Here is a 15,381-nt window from a genome sequence, read left to right on the forward strand (position 1 = left end):
GCGTCCACGGCCGGTCGCGGCTACGAGGCCGCCCGCTCGTACGTGAGCACCACGTTCCCGCGCTGAAAGGTCCGGCTGTCCGTGAGCGTGAAGGCCCGCGGCTCGAACCCCGCGCGGAACAGCGGGATGCCCTCGCCGGCCACCACCGGGTACTGCTTGATGATCAGCTCGTCGATCTCGGGCAGCAACTGCCCGGCGAGCTCGGCGCCGCCGCAGAGCCAGATGCCGAGCCCGTCCTCCTCCTGCTTGAGCCGGCGGACGACCGCGAGCGGGTCCTCCGAGGTGATCTCCACCTCCGGGTCCAGCGCCGGGTCGAGGGTGCGGGAGAACACGATCTGCCGCAGGTGGCCGTACGGGCTGGTGAGGCCGGCGGCCAGCCCCGGGTCGTAGGTGCCGCGACCCATCAGGACGGTGTCGAAGCGCTTGTTGGGGGCCTCGGCGATGCCGACCGCGGCGCGGGCGGGGGTGGGGAGGGTCTCCGGGTACTGGGCGAACAGCGCGGGGGCGTAGTCCTCGGTGACGAAGGGGGTGAAGAAGTCGAAGTCACCGTCCGGGGCGGCGATGTAGCCGTCGATGGTGGCGCCGATGAGGTAGGTGAGCTTGCGCATACGGGTCCTTGGGGTCGGGGGCTGTCCGGGGTGGACGGCGAGGGAGGATCCGGCCCGTCCGTCCAACCACTTCACCTATAGTACTCCATTTGTAGTGGTTGTCCATTCGCACTGGTTGCCGGGGTCGAGAAGAACCCCGGAATCGTGGAAGAGAGAATCGGTCCATGGTCCAGAACCCCGCCCGCCGCACCGCCCTCGCCGACGCCGCCATCGAGGTCCTCGCCCGCGAGGGTGCCCGCGGCCTGACCTTCCGCGCGGTCGACGTGCAGGCCGGCGTGCCCAAGGGCACCGCCTCCAACTACTTCTCCAACCGGGACCACCTGCTCGACCAGACCGCCCGGTACATCCACGAGCGGCTCACCCCCGACCCGGTGATGATCGCCGAGCTGCTGCGGGCCCCGCGCGACCGCGACCTGGTCAAGGCCCTGGTGCGCGACATCTTCCGGCGCATCTCGGAGGACCGGGCCGGCTACGTCGCCCTGCTGGAGCTGCGCCTGGAGGCCACCCGCCGCCCCGAACTGCGCGCCCGGCTCACCGAAGCCGTCCGGGACGAGCTGGACGCCAACGTCGCCTACCACCTCGGCCAGGGGCTGCCGGGCGACCGGGAGACCGTCGTCGTGCTCTACCTCGCGATGACCGGGCTGATCCTCGAACAGCTCACGCTCCCCGAGGTGTTGGGAACGGACGGCCTGACGGCACTGATCGACGCGATCGTCGAGCGGATCGTCCCGGCGGCCTGAGCGCTCGCCCGCGACCGAGGCGACCGAGGGGGCGGCGGCGACGGACGGCCGGAAACCGCGAGCGCCGCTCCGGCCGGGGTGGGCACCCGTCAGGCCGGAGCGGCGGTCGCATCGGTATCGGTGTTAGCGGCAGTATCGCCGCTAGCAGCGGTGCTGGCGGCGTCAAGAACGCTAGCAACGCTAGAAGCGTGCGGGCCCGGCGTCAGAACGCCTCCGGCGCCTTCCCCGTCCACCAGTTGCCCGGCGCCTCCGGGTCGCGGCTGGTCCAGAACTCGACGATCGCGTCGGTGAACTCGGCCGCCGACAGCATGCCGTCACCGTCCCGGTCGAGGCGGCGGAAGGCCTCGTCAGCGTCGTCGCGGGACAGCCCGGCGAAGTGGCCGCGCTGGAACACGAAGAACTCCCCGGCGTCGATCGTGCCGCTGCGGTCGGCGTCCGCGACCTCCAGGAACGCGGCGGCGAGCGCGCCGTAGCAGGCCCGCGCCGCCTCCGGGTCGTCCGCGAGCGAGCCCGTGGACTTCAGGAACTGCTCCCGGGTGATCGCCTGCGTCCCGGCCGGCAGGTGGGCCAGGTGCAGGTCGTGCCAGACCGTCAGGTAGGCCCGCACGATCACCGCCTCGGCCTCCGAACCCTCCCGGTGGCCGAGCGAGCGGGCCACCGACAGGCCCATCAGCACGTGGTCCCGCTCGGTCAGCAGGCCGTCCCCATCGGCGTCGAGGTGGTCGAAACCGTGGTTGATCTTTGCGATGAGCAGGTCGTCCGACAATGCGCCCCCTCGGCTGGCGATCGCTGCGTCACTCCGCCAGCACGCTAACGCGTCGCGCCACCCCGGCGCAGCCGAACGGCGAGCGAACGCATCGGCTACTGCTCCCCGAGGTCCGGGTCGTTCCCGAGGTCCGCGTCGCCCTGGGGGTCCGCGTCGTCCCCGAGCTGCGGGTCGTCCTGGTGGTCCGCCCAGACGTACGCCTCCGGCAGCAGGTCCGGCACCGGCACGGCGCGCAGCGCTGACCGCCGCCCGACGATGACCCGCGCCCGGGGGAAGTAGTCCAGCATCGCCTGCCGGCAGCGCCCGCACGGCGGGATGACCCCGCGCCCGCGGTCGCCCACCGCGACGATCGTGGTCAGCTCGTACGCCCCCTGGCCGGCCGCCGCGCCGATCAGCACCAGCTCGGCGCACGGCCCGCCGGTGAAGTGGTAGGCGTTCACGGCGGTGACGATCCGTCCGTCCGCGTTGCGCCCGGCGGCCGCGACGGTGTGGTTGTCGCCGCGGCAGAACCGCCGGGCCACCTCCTCGGCGGCCGCGACGAGTTCGAGGTCGACGGCGTCGGGGTCGGCGCTGGTCCGCGCGCTGGCCGGCATGGCTGCTCCTTGCTTGGAGTGGAGTGGATCGAATGCGAAGGCTTCGATCATGGGCCGCGGACCGACCCCGGCGCCAATATTTTCGGAGATCGCGAAGTCCTGACCGGCCGGGCCGGCCACGTGGACGTCACCCTGACGCCGGACGGCGGCGTCCGGATCGCCGACGACGGGCCGGGCATCCCCGTCGAGCCGACCGGCGACCCGCACGAGCCCGACCTCGAAGCCCTGCTGACCCGCCTCAGCCCCGGACCGGCGCCGGTCGGGCGCCTCGATCTGGGGCGGGGCTGGGCCGGCATCGGGCCCTGCGTGGCCAACGCCCTCTCGGCGCGGTTGACGGCCGAGGTGCACCGCGCGGGGGTCCGCTGGACCCGGGCGTACGAGCGCGGCGTCGCCGTCACCCCGCTCACCGAGGAGGGGGAGGCGTCCGGGACCGGGACCGTCCTCACCCTCTGGCCGGACGCTGAGATCTTCACGACCACCGCGTACTCGTTCGACACCCTCGCCGACCGCTTCAGGGAACTGGCCTTCCTCTACCGTCCGTTGGAGATCACCCTCACCGACCGCCGCCACCCCGGCGAGACCCGCTCGCTCCGGTTCCGGTCCACGGGCGGCGCACGGGACCTCGTCGCGTTCCTCGACCGCCAGGGGCTGCCCCCCGGTGGTCCGGACGTCATCGCCGTCGAGCGCGAGGACGCCCGGATGTCCGGCACGCTGGAGGTGGCCCTGCGTTGGCGTGACACCGGGGAGGCGCGGATCCGCGGCTACGCCAACAGCCACCCCACCCCGCACGGCACGCACGTCCAGGGCCTGCGCGACGGGCTGGCGGCCGCCGTCACCGCGTACGCGCGGGAGCGCCGGTTGCCCGCCGAGGCGAGCCCCGACCTCGACGCCGACCGGATCACGGACCGGATCACGGACCGGACCACGGACCGGATCACCGATCGGATCACGGACGGGACCACGGATCGGATCGCCGATCGGATCGCGGACCGGCTCGCCGAAGGCCTGACGGCGGTCGTGTCCGTCAAGATGGACGGTCCCGCCTTCGAAGGCGCCATCCGCGACCGCCTGGGCAACACCCCGGTGCGCGCCTGCGTCGCCGAAGCCGTCCGGGACCGCCTCGGTGCCTGGCTGGCGGAGCACCCGGAGCGGGCCGCCGCCCTCGTCGCCCGGGCCCTCCAGGGCTGACAACCGGCGAGCGCGGTGCGAACGCCGTTCCCCCGCAACGGCGTTCGCACCTTCGCCAATTGGGCCCGCTAGTGCGCCGCCGCCAGCAGCTCCCGGGTGTAGTCCGTGTGCGGCGCGGCGAACAGCCGGTCCCGGTCCGTCGACTCGACGAGCCGGCCCCGGTGCATGACCGCCACCCGGTCGCAGAAGTGCCGCACCACGGCCAGGTCGTGCGAGACGAACAGGAAGGCCACGTCGAGCCGTTCGCGCAGTTCCATCAGCAGGTTGAGCACCTGCGCCTGGACGGACACGTCGAGCGCCGACACCGGCTCGTCCGCGATGATCAGGCGCGGCTGCGGCGCCAACGCCCGGGCGATGCCGATGCGTTGGCGCTGCCCGCCGGAGAACTCGTGCGGGTAGCGGTCCAGGTGGTCGGCGGACAGCCCGACCTGCTCCAGCAGTTCGGCGGCGCGCTCCCGCCGCTGCGCCGCGCCGAGCGGGGTGTGCAGGCGCAGCGGGGTGTCCAGCGTCCGCGCGATGGTGCGGCGCGGGTTGAGCGAGGCGTACGGGTCCTGGAAGACCAGCTGGACCTCGCGGCTGAGGCGGCGCCGCAGCTCCCGGTCGGGCCGGGTGGCGTCCTGGCCGTCGTACCGCACCCGGCCGCCGCTGGGGTGTTGGAGGCCGGCCAGGACGCGCGCGGTGGTGGACTTGCCGGAGCCGGACTCGCCGACCAGCCCGACCGTCTCGCCGGGTGCGATCCGCAGGCTCACCCCGTCGACCGCCCGTACCGACTCGGCCCGCAGCGTCGGGAGGCGCAGCCCCTCGGCCCGCAGGTCGCGCGGGGAGGCGAGGCGCCGCCGCCCGGGGAAGTGCACGGCGAGGTCGTCGACCTCCACCAGCCAGCGCTCCGAGGGCCGCAGCCCCGCGTCGCCCCTGGTTCGGAACGTTCTCGTAGGTGACGGATCGTCAACTGTTGGCAGTTCTGAGCCCGGTACGGAGTCCAGTCCCAGCGCCGCCCCCACCAGGGCCCGGGTGTACGGTTCGCGCGGCGCGGCCAGCAGGTCGCCGGTCGGCGCGGACTCGACCTCGCGGCCGCCGCGCAGCACCAGCGTGCGGTCGGTGGTCCCGGCGACCACCCCCAGGTCGTGGCTGACCAGCAGGACCGCCGTCCCGTGTTCGCGCTGCAACTCGCGCAGCAGGTCGAGGACCTGGCGTTGCACGCGGGCGTCCAGGGCGGTGGTCGGCTCGTCGGCGATCAGCAGCTGCGGGTCGTTCATCAGCGCCATCGCGATCATCACCCGCTGGCGCATGCCGCCCGAGAACCGGTGCGGGTGGTCGCCGGCCCGGGCGGCCGGGATGCCGACCCGTTCCAGCATCGCGACCGCCCGCCGGCGGGCCTCGGCGCGCCCGGCGCCCGGGTGGTGCAGCCGGTACATCTCGGCGAGTTGGGCGCCGACGCCGTGGAACGGGCTGAGCGAGGTGAGCGCGTCCTGGAAGACCAGTGCCGCCCGGCCGCCGCGCACCCGGCGCAGCACCGACTCCTGTGCGCCGACGAGCTCCTGCGTCCCGACGAGCGCCTGCGCGCCGACGAGCTCCTGCGTGCCCACGAGCTCCTGCGCACCCGCCGGTTCCGCCGCCCCGCCCACCAACTCCCGCCCGCCCAGCCGGATCGAGCCGGTGACGGTGGTGGTGCGCGGGTCCTGCAGGCCTAGGACGGCGAGCCCGACCGTCGACTTCCCCGAGCCCGACTCGCCGACCAGGCCCAGGACTTCACCCGGTGCGAGGTCGAAGGACAGCCCGCTCACCGCCGTCACCGGCTCGCCACCGCGCGGGGCGGCGAAGGTGACCGTCAGGTCCCGCACACTCAGCACCGACCCGCCGCTCCCGTCCGGGCCTCTGCCACCGCTCCCGACCAATCCACCGCCACCGCTCCCGACCAGGCCACGGCCACGGCCACCACCGCCGGAAGCCCCAGGAGACCCCGTCATCGCCATCATCGAACAACTCCCCTCAGCTCAACCGGACGCGCGGATCGAGCCAGGCCACCGCCAGGTCCGCCAGCGCGACGAACAGCACCACGAAGCAGGCGGCCAGTAGCACCGCGCCGACCACGGCCGGCAGGTCCTGCCCCTCGACGGCCTCGGCGGCGAACCGTCCGACCCCGTTCAGCCCGAACACCGTCTCGGTGATCACCGCCCCGCCGAGCAGCGCCCCGGCCTCCAGCCCGAGCAGTTGGACGAGCGGCCCGGCGGCGCCGCGCGCCGTGTACTTGAGGTGGGCGCGCAGCCGGCCGAGGCCCTTGCCGCGGGCCGTGCGGACGTACTCCTCGTTCATCGTCTCCAGCAGCTGCGAGCGCGAAAGGCGGGCGAACACCGCCGAGTTGACGAAGCCGAGGACGAGCCACGGGAGCAGCATCCCGCCGGCCCAGGCGGCCGGGTCCTCGGCCGGCGGGGTGTAGCCGGGCAGCGGCAGCAGGCCGGTGGAGTACACCAGCGCCCACTGGGCGACGTATCCGAGGAAGTAGATCTGCACGCTGGCGCCGACCAGGGTGAAGCCGGACAGCAGCCGGTCCGTGCGGCGGCCGTGCCGCAGCGCGGCGAGGAATCCGGTGCCGGGGCCGAGCACCAGCAGGACCGCGAGCGCGCCGGCGGTGAGCGAGAGGGTGACGGGCAGGTGGTCGGTCAGCGCCTCGGTGACGGGCTGGTGCAGCCGGTAGGAGTAGCCGAGGCAGGGGGCGTCGCAGTGGATGACGGAGCCGTCCACGTCGCCGATGTCCCGCCCGGCGAGGATCCCGCCGAGGTAGTCGGCGTACTGGGCGAGCAGCGGCTGGTCGAGCCCCATGCTCTGGCGGACCGCCGCGACCTGCCCGCTGTCGCACCGCGGGCCGCAGGCGGCGCGGGCCGGGTCGGCGGGCGCGGCGTAGAAGAGGGCGAAGGCGGCGGCGGAGACCGCGGCCAGGACGGCGAGCGCCTGGAGGGCGCGCCGCAGGGCGAAACTGAGCATTTTCTCGGTACCTCGGACGATTCACCAGCCGGGCGCGGGACTTCGGGACTTCAGAGCCCCGGGACCCCGGGACCTCGGGCCCCAGAGCTTCAGGGCCCCGGGGCCCAGGACTTCGGACCTTCAGGACTTCAGGTACAGCCAGCTCAGCCCGACCGTCCCGTAGATCGGGTGGACGAACGCCCCGCCGACGTTGGCGCCGCGCAGCTGGTTGACGGTCGGGTAGGCGAACGGCAGCACCGGCACGTCCTTCATCACGGTCTGCTCCAGCGCGTACAACTCCTTGGCCTTGGCGCGCGGTTCGCCGATCTGGTTGATCCGGTCGATCTCCCGGTCGACCGCCGGGTTGCGGTAGCGCGCCGAGTTGAGGTCGCCGTCGGCCCGGCCGTCGAAGGAGAACGGGATCAGCGTGGAGGGCGTCGGCCAGTCGACGGACGAGGTCTCCTCGAACAGTTCGTACGGCGAGTCGGCGCGGTGCACCTCGTCGAGGTAGGCCTTGGGGTCGATCGGCTTGGGCACCACGGTGATCCCGGCCTTGGCGAAGCCGTCCACCAGCACCTGGGCGACGCGCTGTCCGTTCGGGGTGTTCTTGTAGCCGTAGGTGAGGCTGCCGGGTGCCTGCTTCGCCTTGGCGAGTTCGGCCTTGGCGGCTTCCGGGTCGCCCTCCGGCCTGGCGGGGTAGAGGTCGTACTTCTGCCAGTCGATGAGGGCGGGCGAGCTGAGGGTGGTGGCGAGTTCGCCGGTCCGGGAGCCGCCCTGGACCTGGCGGGCCTGCTGGCGCGGGTAGGCCAGGTGCAGGGCCTTGCGGACCTGGACGTCCGGCACCCGCTCGTTGTTGACGACCAGCTGGGTGACGAAGGCGCCCTGGCGGCCGGTGACGACGAGTTCGCGGGCCTTGGGGTCGGTGTCGGCGGTCTGGTAGAGCTCGGGGGAGAGGGTGTCGGAGGCGGTGGTGGCGTCGGCGCCGCCGTCGCGTCCGGCGAGGATCTCCTGGTTGATGTTGAGCGTCTCCTTGCCGTAGGTGAAGACGAACCGGTCGGGGTACTGGTTGCGGATCGGGTCGGTGTCGGCCTTCCACCCGGGGTTGCGCTCCAGCACCATGCGGGTGTTCTGGACGTGTTCGACGATCCGGTACGGGCCGGTGGCGAACGGCAGCCGGTCGTAGTCCGTCCCGGTGTCCTTGTCGCGGCGCACCGGCGAGGAGGAGGACTGCGCGGCCATGTACGGCACGTCGGCCTGCGGCTGCGGGAAGTGGAAGACGACGGTGCGCTCGTCGGGCGTCTCGATCGCGGCGAGGTCGCCGGCCTGCGGGCCCGCGTACTTGGCGCGCGCGGCCTCGTAGGAGGCCTCGCCGGTGAGCCACTGCGGCCAGTACGGCGGGCCGACCTCGTAGCCCTTGCCGAAGGTGCGCTCGATGCCGTACTTGACGTCCTGGGAGGTGATCGGCTTGCCGTCCTCCCAGGCGACGCCGTCCTTGAGCCGGTACGTCCAGGTGCGTCCGCCGTCGGCCGGGGTGCCGGTGTCGGTGGCGAGGTCGCCGACCAGCTTGGCCTTGCCGTCGACGACCTGGTACTGGGTGAGCTGGCGGCCCCAGAGCAGCGAGGCGTTGTAGGCGGCGCCCGCGTACACCTTCTGCGGGTCGAGGTGGCGGAACTCCACGCTGTTGTACACGTTGACCGTGCCGCCCGGGCGGGCGCCGGGGACGGCGGGGGCCGGTCCGGCGCTCTCCTTCTCGGTGCCGAGCGCGGCGGTGAGCGGCGAGGTCTCCTTGGCGGAGGCGCCGGCGGGCGCGGAGCCGGTGCTGCCCGCGCCGGCGGAGCAGGAGGTGGCCAGCAGGGCGGTGGCGATGACGGCGAGCGACGCTCTGGTTCGGCGCATGGTGGATCTCTCCTCGGCCCCGGCGGATCGCGCCGGGGCGGGTCAAGGGGGGGTGAAGGGATGGACGGAGGGGCAAAGAAGTGGCGGACCGGGCCTCAGCGCCCGCCGGTCCGCGGATCGAGCGCGTCCCGGACGGCGTCGCCGAGCAGGTTGAAGGCGAGGACGAAGACGAGCAGCGCGACGCCGGGGAACACCATGTAGGTGGGGTCGGCCTGGAAGACCTCCGAGCCGCGCGCGATCATCCGGCCCCAGTCCGGCACCGGCTCGGTGACGCCGACGCCGAGGAAGGACAGCGCGGCCTCGGAGGCGACGAAGGTCGGCACCGCCATGGTGGCGTGCACCAGCAGCTGCGAGCGGACGTTCGGCAGCAGTTCGTGGACGACGATGTGGAACCGGCTCGCGCCCTGGGCCCGGGCGGACTGCACGAAATCCCTTTCCCGCAGCGATCGCACGGTGGCGCGCAGGGAAAGCGCGAGCGGAATCCAGCCGAACGCGGAGAACACCAGGACCAGCACCAGGAACTGCATCCACTCGGGCTCGGCGGCGCCCGGATCGACCAGCCGGGACTGGACGACCGGGCTGAGCGCCAGCAGCAGGAGCAGGGTGGGGAAGGCGAGCAGCACGTTGGCCAGGAATCCGAACGCCCGGTCCGCGAGCCCGCCGAGGTAACCGACCGCGACCCCGGCCAGCACGCCGAGCGCGGTGGTGACGACGGCGGCCGCGAAGGCGATCAGCAGCGAGGTGCGGATGCCGTACAGCAGTTGGGTCAGCACGTCCCGGCCGAGTCCGGGCTCCAGTCCGAACCAGAACTCGCCGGAGATCCCGCCGTTCGGGGCCATCGGCAGTCCGCCGTCGCTGAGCAGGCCCGGCAGGTTCTGGCCGTAGTGCTCGACCGGGTTCTTCCCGTACAGGGCGGCGACCAGCGGCGCCGCCAGGGCGAGCAGCAGGAACAGCAGGACGACAGCGAGCGCGGCGGCGCCGACCCGGTCGTGCAGCAGGCGGCGCAGCGGGCCCGGCGCGGCGGGGCGCCGGCGGACCGGCGCCGGGACGGTGTCGACCACGGCCATGACAGGCGTTCTCCCCGAATTCTCCGCCGCCCCGTGGGTGTGGGTGCGCCGATGGGCATTTCCGGGCGGCCGGCCGGGGGTTTCCCGGCGGTCCGTCCGGGCCACATCAGATCGGATGCGTCGGATGTTCGGCAAATTCGCGAAATGCCGTCCGGCGCCATTCCTTCGGCTTTCCTTCGGCATTGTTTCGGGAATCGTGACGGCTTCATTTCGCCGCAACACGGCCGTCGCACCGGAACGGACATAGGGCCGCAATCCGGGCTGCCTGTCCCGCATTCTGAGACCTCCGCCACAGTGCCCGCGCCGGTGCCCGGTATTGCTACGATCCCGGTGGGCCGCGACTGGCGCGCACGGATGGAATCGACCATCGGGAAGCGGTCCCGTGAATCCTCACGCCGTAGTTGCCGAGCGCCTGGGCCGCCCGCTATCCCCGTCAGGAGACCGCCATGGCCGAGGACCACCAGCAGCCCCCGCACACCGCCGCGAGCCCCACCGCGAACACCGCCTTCCGCAGCGCCGTCGACGTCGTCGCCGGGGTCGAGCCGCGGATCGCCGCCGCCATCGGCCGCGAGATCGACGACCAGCGCGCCTCGCTCAAGCTGATCGCCAGCGAGAACTACGCCTCCCCGGCCGTGCTGCTCGCCATGGGCAACTGGCTGAGCGACAAGTACGCCGAGGGCACGGCGGGCCGCCGGTTCTACGCCGGCTGCCGCAACGTCGACACCGTCGAGACGATCGCCGCCGAGCACGCCCGGGAGCTGTTCGGCGCCGAGCACGCCTACGTCCAGCCGCACTCCGGCATCGACGCCAACCTGACCGCCTTCTGGGCCGTGCTGTCCCAGCGCGTCGAGAGCCCCGCCCTGGCCCGGGCCGGGGTCCGGAACGTCAACGACCTCACCGAGCAGGACTGGGCGCGGCTGCGCCAGGAGCTCGGCAACCAGCGGATGCTCGGCATGTCCCTGGACACCGGCGGCCACCTCACCCACGGCTTCCGCCCCAACATCTCCGGCAAGATGTTCGAGCAGCGCAGCTACGGCACCGACCCGGCCACCGGCCTGATCGACTACGCCGCGCTGCGCGAGAGCGCCCGCGAGTTCCGCCCGCTGATCATCGTGGCCGGCTACTCGGCCTACCCGCGGCTGGTGAACTTCGCGACGATGCGCGAGATCGCCGACGAGGTCGGCGCGACCCTCATGGTCGACATGGCGCACTTCGCCGGCCTGGTGGCGGGCAAGGTGCTGACCGGCGACCACGACCCGGTGCCGCACGCCCACATCGTCACCACCACCACCCACAAGTCGCTGCGCGGCCCGCGCGGCGGCATGGTGCTCAGCACCGCCGAGCTCGCCGAGCACGTCGACCGCGGCTGCCCGCTGGTGCTCGGCGGCCCGCTCTCGCACGTGATGGCCGCGAAGGCCGTCGCACTCGCCGAGGCCCGCCGCCCCGAGTTCCGGGCCTACGCCCGGGCCGTCGTCGACAACGCCCGGGCCCTCGCCGAGGGCCTGCTGCGCCGCGGCACCACCCTGGTCACCGGCGGCACCGACAACCACCTGGTGCTCGCCGACGTCTCCGGCCACGGCCTGACCGGCCGCCAGGCCGAGGCGGCGCTGCTCGACGCGGGCATCGTCACCAACCGCAACTCCGTCCCGCTCGACCCGAACGGCGCCTGGTACACCTCCGGCGTCCGGCTCGGCACCCCGGCGCTCACCACCCGCGGCCTCGGCACCGCCGAGATGGACGAGATCGCGGCCCTGATCGACACCGTCCTGCGCGCGGCCACCCCGGCCACCACGGCCAAGGGCGCCCCCTCGAAGGCCGCCTACGCCCTCGACGACTCGGTCCGCGACGGCGTCGCCAAGCGCGCCGCCGACCTCCTCGCCCCCTTCCCCCTCTACCCGGGCGTCGACCTGGCCTGACGCCAGGACGGGGGCCGCCGGGGGTTGCGGGTCTGCCGGAGGCCGCCGGGTCCGCCGCACACCCGCGCGGCGGCCCCGGCCCGACTCTCCTAGTACTGCAGCGACTTGTACTGCAGGAACTCCTCCAGGCCGTGGCGGCCCAGCTCGCGGCCGAGGCCCGAGCTCTTGTAGCCGCCGAACGGGGCGAGCGGGTTGAAGCGGCCCCCGTTGAGGTCGACCTGGCCGGTGTCGAGGCGGCGGGCGAAGGCGGCGGCGGTCTCGGTGTCGGCGGCCCAGACGCCGCCGGCCAGGCCGTAGTCGGTGCCGTTGGCGAGTTCGGCGGCGTGGTCCTCGTCGCGGTAGGGGAGGACGACCAGGACGGGGCCGAAGACCTCCTCCCGGGCGACGGCCGCGTCCGGTGCGACGTCGGCGAGCACGGTCGGCCGGACGTAGTGGCCGGCGGGCAGTTCGGCGACCGGTTCGGGGCCGCCGACGACCAGCCGGGCGCCCGCGGCGAGCGCGTCGTCGAGGTAGCCGCGCACCCGGGCCAGCTGCTCGGCGTTGACGAGCGGCCCGATCCGGGTCTGCGGGTCGGTGGGGTCGCCGGGCCGGTACTTGGCGGCGGCCTTGGCGGCGAGCGCGACGGCCTCCTCGTACTGGTCCTCGTGCACCAGCAGCCTGGTCCACGCGCTGCACGTCTGGCCGGAGTTGGCGAAGACGTTGGCGATGTTGACGTTCACCGCGCGGACCAGGTCCGCGCCCGGCAGCACCACGTTGGCGGACTTGCCGCCGAGTTCCAGGCAGACCCGCTTCAGCCCGCGCCCGGCGGTCTCGGCGATCTGCCGGCCGACGGCGGTGGAGCCGGTGAACGACACCACGTCCACCCCCGGGTGGGCGGCCAGCGCGGCCCCCGCCACCGCGCCGGTGCCGGTCACCAGGTTGAACACCCCGGCCGGGAAGCCGGCTTCGTGCACCAGCCGGGCGAACAGCCGGGCCGTCAGCGGGGTGTCCTCGGCGGGCTTGAGCACCACCGGGCAGCCGGCCGCCAGCGCCGGGAGGGCCTTGGCGGTGATCTGGTGCAGCGGGTAGTTCCACGGCGTGATCGCGGCCACCACCCCGGCCGGCTCGGCGAGCACCACCGAGTTGCCGATCCGCTCCTCGAAGGGGTGCTCGGCGAGCAGCGTCAGGTAGGAGTTCGCCACCGTCAGCGGCAGCCCGGCGTGCACGGCCGCGGCGAAGCCGACCGGGGCGCCGAGCTCGGCCACCACCGTCGCGGTGATCTCCTCCTGTGCGGCGGCGAGGCCGTCCCGCAGCCGGGTCAGCGGCACCAGCCGCTCCTCGGGGGTGGTGGCGGCCCAGGCCCGGGCCGCCCGGCGGGCCGCGGCGACCGCGGCGTCGACGTCGGCCGCCCCGCCGGCCGGGACGGTGGCGACGGCCCGCCCGGTCGCCGGGTTCAGCACGGTGATCGACCCGGCGTCCCCGGAGAGCCGCCAGGCGCCGTCGATGTACTGGTCGCCGTGCTCCGCGTACTGCTGCACCGATTGTCCTCTCGTCCGATCACCCGCTGCGCGTGACGGGGGTAGTCAAGGCGTCCGGGGCGCTCGCGCGCAAGAGCCGGCCGCACCCGGCCGCACCCGGCCGACGGCCGGTCACCCGGGCGCGAACCGCGCCGTGTACGCGTCGAACGGCTCGATCCCCACCTCGGCCCGCCGCTCGTCCAGCCGCGCCGGATCCTCGCACGGCCACGGCACCGGCCGCCCGTCCGCCACCGCGCCGATCTGGGTCCCGTACCGCTGCTCGCGCCCCTCGTTGACGGCCAGCCGGTCGGCCAGGAACGCCAGGTCGCGCGGGCTCGCCGCGCCCCGCGCCACCGCCTGCGCGAGCAGTGCCACCGCCCGCCGCTGGACGTCGAGTTGACGGTCCGCGTGCTGCGCGACCTGCCAGGCCGCGCGGGCGGCGTCCGCGCCCACGACGTCCTCGGCGGGCCAGCCGTGCTCCGCCATGATCGCGGCCAGCCGGTCGCCGTGCCGGGCGGTGAGCCGCCGCCAGCGGGCCTGTTCGGCCAGGTCGGGGCTGTTCGCCAGCGCCGCGGCCGCGCCGTCCTCGGCCATCATCGCGACCAGCTCCGCCGCCAACTCCCCGCCCCGCGCGGTCTCCTGACGGCCTCGGCCGGCCTCCTCGCTCCGGTCCATCCACGTCTCCCTGTTCCCCGGGCCCGTCCGCCGGGCCGTGCGGAAACCACCGTAGGCACCGGATCCGTGGCGAAGATCATCCCTGGGGACGGTGACTCCCCGGAGCTGATGGGACACAATGGAGACACCCCCCGAAAGCGGCCGTGTCCATGCTCCGGCCCCGAAGTGGCCGTTCGCGGAACTCCTTGCCGAAAGGCCTCCACAGAACGCCGTACGCGGAGGTAGATTGCAGCGAACTCAGCGGTGGGGGGACTACTGGTGCCAGTGGTCCGGTGTGTCGTGTGCACGGTCGATGGCGGATGCCTTCCCGGGCCGGGCGGGGGAACCCGCCGCCGGCTGAGGCTCGTTCAACCCGCAGGTCATCCGTACCGCTGTAAGGAGCATCCCGTGACCGACGCCGCGTTGCAGGGCGAAGCGCACCAGCCCGTCGAACCGGCTGATTTGAACGATGTCCCGGGGTGGTTCTGGGACCACGACCGGCATTCCTTCGAGTGGTTCCTGGCACGCCAGGAAAAGGCCGGCGTGACCGGTGACCTGATGGAGATGGGCGCTTACCTCGGCCGCAGCGCGATCGTGATCGGCGACCACCTGCAGCCCGGCGAGACGTTCACCGTCTGTGACCTCTTCGACTCGGACGCGCCCGACGACGAGAACGCGGCCGAGATGGTCATGTCGTACCGCAAGACGCTGACCCGCTCGGCGTTCGAGGCGAACTACCTGTCCTTCCACGACGAGCTGCCCGAGATCATCCAGGCGCCCACCGGCATCCTGGCCGACGGCCGCCTCGCGTCCCGCTCCTTCCGGTTCATCCACATCGACGCCTCGCACCTGTACGAGCACGTCGTCGGCGACATCCAGGTGGCCCGGGCCGCGCTGCAGGAGCAGGGCGTCGTGGTGCTGGACGACTACCGCTCGCAGCACACCCCCGGCGTCGCCGCCGCGACCTGGGAGGCCGTGTTCAACCACGGGCTGAAGCCGATCCTGCTCACCGAGAGCAAGTTCTACGGCACCTGGGGCGACCCGGAGCCGTTCCAGCGCGACCTGCTCGACCGGGTCGGCCTCGCGGCCGGCTGCGAGCTCGGCATCGAGACGATCAACGGCCACCGGTTCGTGCGGATGGTCGGCACCTCGGAGGGCATCGAGCCGTTCCGCCCGTCCCGCCACAGCGACAAGCTGGCCGCCGAGCGGGCCCGCCGCGAGGCCGAGGAGTCCCGCCGGGCGCTGCGCGAGGCCCAGGACGAGGCCGCCCGCGACCTGGCCGAGCGCCGCGCCCGGGCCGCCGAGCGCCGCCGCCCGGTGAACGTCGCCAAGCGCGCCGCCCGCGACCTGCTCCCGCCGGTGGTCACCTCCGCGATCCGCCGCGCCCGCCGGGGCTGATCCGCCGCGCCCGCCGGGGCTGATCCGCCGCACCCGCCGGGGCTGATCCGCCGCACCCGCCGGGGCCGAGCCTGCCGAGGCAGGTGCGTCCGAGCACC

At 73.6% G+C, this 15,381-nt stretch carries 13 protein-coding genes and 1 riboswitch; of the genes, 4 read left to right on the forward strand and 9 right to left on the reverse strand.

Going from position 1 to position 15,381, the window contains the following annotated elements; translation table 11 throughout:
• Window positions 1-20: 20 nt before the first annotated feature.
• Window positions 21-608 carry a dihydrofolate reductase family protein gene (locus tag VM95_RS21940; protein WP_045699533.1) on the reverse strand — a complete coding sequence of 196 codons (588 nt, stop codon included), beginning with the start codon at window positions 606-608 and terminating at the stop codon, window positions 21-23.
• Between the two features lie 164 nt (window positions 609-772).
• Here VM95_RS21940 and VM95_RS21945 point away from each other — a divergent pair, with 164 nt between their 5' ends.
• Complete coding sequence (locus VM95_RS21945) at window positions 773-1,348, forward strand: TetR/AcrR family transcriptional regulator (RefSeq protein WP_045699535.1); 576 nt, start codon at window positions 773-775, stop codon at window positions 1,346-1,348.
• Between the two features lie 202 nt (window positions 1,349-1,550).
• On the opposite strand, the gene VM95_RS21950 is transcribed toward VM95_RS21945, so the two are convergent.
• Together VM95_RS21950 and VM95_RS21955 are read right to left on the reverse strand one after the other, a co-directional pair.
• Window positions 1,551-2,114: an EF-hand domain-containing protein gene (locus VM95_RS21950; protein ID WP_045699537.1), complete on the reverse strand. Its 564-nt coding sequence runs from the start codon at window positions 2,112-2,114 to the stop codon at window positions 1,551-1,553.
• A gap of 95 nt (window positions 2,115-2,209) precedes the next feature.
• The gene (locus VM95_RS21955; RefSeq protein WP_244178881.1) at window positions 2,210-2,707 is read right to left on the reverse strand and encodes a cytidine deaminase family protein; all 498 of its coding nucleotides are present in this window, start codon (window positions 2,705-2,707) and stop codon (window positions 2,210-2,212) included.
• A 120-nt stretch (window positions 2,708-2,827) separates the two neighbouring features.
• Here VM95_RS21955 and VM95_RS21960 point away from each other — a divergent pair, with 120 nt between their 5' ends.
• Window positions 2,828-3,895 (forward strand): DNA topoisomerase subunit B, encoded by a 1,068-nt coding sequence (locus VM95_RS21960; protein ID WP_244178882.1) that lies wholly within the window; start codon window positions 2,828-2,830, stop codon window positions 3,893-3,895.
• Window positions 3,896-3,963: 68 nt separating this feature from the next.
• On the opposite strand, the gene VM95_RS45265 is transcribed toward VM95_RS21960, so the two are convergent.
• From VM95_RS45265 to VM95_RS21980, 4 genes are all read right to left on the reverse strand, one after another.
• Window positions 3,964-5,745 carry a dipeptide ABC transporter ATP-binding protein gene (locus VM95_RS45265; protein WP_063773542.1) on the reverse strand — a complete coding sequence of 594 codons (1,782 nt, stop codon included), beginning with the start codon at window positions 5,743-5,745 and terminating at the stop codon, window positions 3,964-3,966.
• A 139-nt stretch (window positions 5,746-5,884) separates the two neighbouring features.
• A complete protein-coding gene (locus VM95_RS21970; RefSeq protein ID WP_045699539.1) occupies window positions 5,885-6,877 on the reverse strand; it encodes an ABC transporter permease in 993 nt (330 codons plus the stop codon).
• Between the two features lie 120 nt (window positions 6,878-6,997).
• Entirely contained in the window at window positions 6,998-8,752 is a 1,755-nt protein-coding gene (locus VM95_RS21975) for an ABC transporter substrate-binding protein (protein WP_045699541.1), read from the reverse strand.
• 95 nt (window positions 8,753-8,847) lie between these two features.
• Window positions 8,848-9,819 (reverse strand): ABC transporter permease, encoded by a 972-nt coding sequence (locus VM95_RS21980; RefSeq protein WP_045699543.1) that lies wholly within the window; start codon window positions 9,817-9,819, stop codon window positions 8,848-8,850.
• A 327-nt stretch (window positions 9,820-10,146) separates the two neighbouring features.
• Window positions 10,147-10,244: riboswitch (ZMP/ZTP riboswitch) on the forward strand.
• 21 nt (window positions 10,245-10,265) lie between these two features.
• Here VM95_RS21980 and VM95_RS21985 point away from each other — a divergent pair.
• A complete protein-coding gene (locus VM95_RS21985) occupies window positions 10,266-11,735 on the forward strand; it encodes a glycine hydroxymethyltransferase (RefSeq protein WP_045699545.1) in 1,470 nt (489 codons plus the stop codon).
• A gap of 89 nt (window positions 11,736-11,824) precedes the next feature.
• Here VM95_RS21985 and VM95_RS21990 read toward each other — a convergent pair whose 3' ends face one another.
• Both VM95_RS21990 and VM95_RS21995 read right to left on the reverse strand, forming a co-directional pair.
• Window positions 11,825-13,252 carry an aldehyde dehydrogenase family protein gene (locus tag VM95_RS21990; protein WP_045699547.1) on the reverse strand — a complete coding sequence of 476 codons (1,428 nt, stop codon included), beginning with the start codon at window positions 13,250-13,252 and terminating at the stop codon, window positions 11,825-11,827.
• Window positions 13,253-13,363: 111 nt separating this feature from the next.
• The gene (locus tag VM95_RS21995; RefSeq protein WP_045699549.1) at window positions 13,364-13,906 is read right to left on the reverse strand and encodes a DUF6624 domain-containing protein; all 543 of its coding nucleotides are present in this window, start codon (window positions 13,904-13,906) and stop codon (window positions 13,364-13,366) included.
• Between the two features lie 387 nt (window positions 13,907-14,293).
• Here VM95_RS21995 and VM95_RS22000 point away from each other — a divergent pair, with 387 nt between their 5' ends.
• The gene (locus tag VM95_RS22000; RefSeq protein ID WP_244178883.1) at window positions 14,294-15,283 is read left to right on the forward strand and encodes a class I SAM-dependent methyltransferase; all 990 of its coding nucleotides are present in this window, start codon (window positions 14,294-14,296) and stop codon (window positions 15,281-15,283) included.
• Window positions 15,284-15,381: the final 98 nt, after the last annotated feature.

Source organism: Streptomyces rubellomurinus, from assembly GCF_000961885.1.
Lineage (GTDB): Bacteria > Actinomycetota > Actinomycetes > Streptomycetales > Streptomycetaceae > Kitasatospora > Kitasatospora rubellomurina.

Bases quoted from the DNA above. Each gene is read 5' to 3' on its own strand.
- VM95_RS21940 (WP_045699533.1), bottom strand. From the start codon at position 608: ATGCGCAAGCTCACCTACCTCATCGGCGCCACCATCGACGGCTACATC.
- VM95_RS21945 (WP_045699535.1), top strand. From the start codon at position 773: ATGGTCCAGAACCCCGCCCGCCGCACCGCCCTCGCCGACGCCGCCATC.
- VM95_RS21955 (WP_244178881.1), bottom strand. From the start codon at position 2,707: ATGCCGGCCAGCGCGCGGACCAGCGCCGACCCCGACGCCGTCGACCTC.
- VM95_RS21970 (WP_045699539.1), bottom strand. From the start codon at position 6,877: ATGCTCAGTTTCGCCCTGCGGCGCGCCCTCCAGGCGCTCGCCGTCCTG.
- VM95_RS21975 (WP_045699541.1), bottom strand. From the start codon at position 8,752: ATGCGCCGAACCAGAGCGTCGCTCGCCGTCATCGCCACCGCCCTGCTG.
- VM95_RS21980 (WP_045699543.1), bottom strand. From the start codon at position 9,819: ATGGCCGTGGTCGACACCGTCCCGGCGCCGGTCCGCCGGCGCCCCGCC.
- VM95_RS21985 (WP_045699545.1), top strand. From the start codon at position 10,266: ATGGCCGAGGACCACCAGCAGCCCCCGCACACCGCCGCGAGCCCCACC.
- VM95_RS21995 (WP_045699549.1), bottom strand. From the start codon at position 13,906: ATGGACCGGAGCGAGGAGGCCGGCCGAGGCCGTCAGGAGACCGCGCGG.